Below are 1325 nucleotides of genomic sequence, written 5' to 3'. Positions count from 1 at the left end.
CCGAAGCGCCGCTGCGAACTCTCGTCGGTCTCCTTCCTGACCGCCTCGCGCTCGATCTTCAGCTGGATCAGCCGGCGGTCGAGCCGGTCCATCACTTCCGGCTTCGAGTCGATCTCGATCTTGATCTTGGAGGCTGCCTCGTCAATCAGGTCGATCGCCTTGTCCGGCAGAAAACGGTCGGTGATGTAGCGGTGCGACAGCTCGGCCGCGGCGACGATGGCCGGGTCGGTGATGTCGACGCCGTGATGCACTTCATAGCGCTCCTGCAGCCCGCGCAGGATCGCGATGGTCGCTTCCACGCTCGGTTCGTCGACCATGATCTTCTGGAAGCGGCGCTCCAGCGCGGCATCCTTCTCGATGTACTTGCGGTACTCGTCGAGCGTGGTCGCGCCAACGCAGTGCAGCTCGCCGCGCGCCAGCGCCGGCTTGAGCATATTGCCCGCGTCCATCGCGCCCTCGGCCTTGCCGGCGCCGACCATGGTGTGCATCTCGTCGATGAAGACGATGGTCTGGCCTTCGTCCTGCGCCAGCTCCTTCAGCACCGCCTTCAGCCGCTCCTCGAACTCGCCGCGGTACTTGGCGCCGGCCAGCAGCGCGGCCATGTCCAGCGACAGCACGCGCTTGTTCTTCAGGCTGTCGGGCACCTCGCCGTTGACGATGCGCTGCGCCAGGCCCTCGACGATGGCGGTCTTGCCCACGCCCGGCTCGCCGATCAGCACCGGGTTGTTCTTGCTGCGCCGCTGCAGCACCTGGATGGCGCGGCGGATCTCGTCGTCGCGGCCGATCACAGGGTCGAGCTTGCCCTGGCGGGCGCGCTCGGTCAGGTCCATCGTGTATTTCTTCAGCGACTCGCGCTGGCCCTCGGCATCCTGCGAGTTGACGTTGCCACCGCCGCGCACGGCGGTGATCGCCGCTTCCAGCGCGTTGCGGGTCAGGCCGTTCTCGCGCGCGAGGCGGCCGGCGTCGGACTTGTCCTCGGTCAGCGCCAGCAGCACCATCTCGCTGGCGATGAACTGGTCGCCATGCTTCTGGGCTTCCTTGTCGGCCAGGTTCAGCAGCGACAGCAGCTCGCGGCCGATCTGCACCTCGCCGCCGGTGCCGCTGACCTTGGGCAGGCGCTGCAGCGCGGTCTTCAGGCCGCTGGTCAGGCCGCCGATGTTGGCGCCGGCGCGCTGCAGCAGCGAGCGGCTGCTGCCGTCATCCTGGTTCAGCAGCGCAATGAGCAGGTGCGCCGGGTCGATGTACTGGTTGTCATTGCCCACGGCCTGGCTTTGCGCGTCGGCCAGGGCTTCCTGGAGTTTCGTGGTGAGTTTGTCGAGTCGCAT

General features: G+C 67.2%; 1 protein-coding gene. It reads right to left on the bottom strand.

What is annotated here, in order from left to right; translation table 11 throughout:
• On the bottom strand, positions 1 to 1325 hold a 1325-nt coding region (locus tag QOL82_RS29115), incomplete at both ends, for a Clp protease N-terminal domain-containing protein (protein ID WP_346772326.1).

The organism is Noviherbaspirillum suwonense (assembly GCF_900182955.1).
Taxonomy (GTDB): domain Bacteria; phylum Pseudomonadota; class Gammaproteobacteria; order Burkholderiales; family Burkholderiaceae_D; genus Noviherbaspirillum_A; species Noviherbaspirillum_A suwonense.
This window is presented reverse-complemented; position numbering and strand designations above follow the sequence as displayed.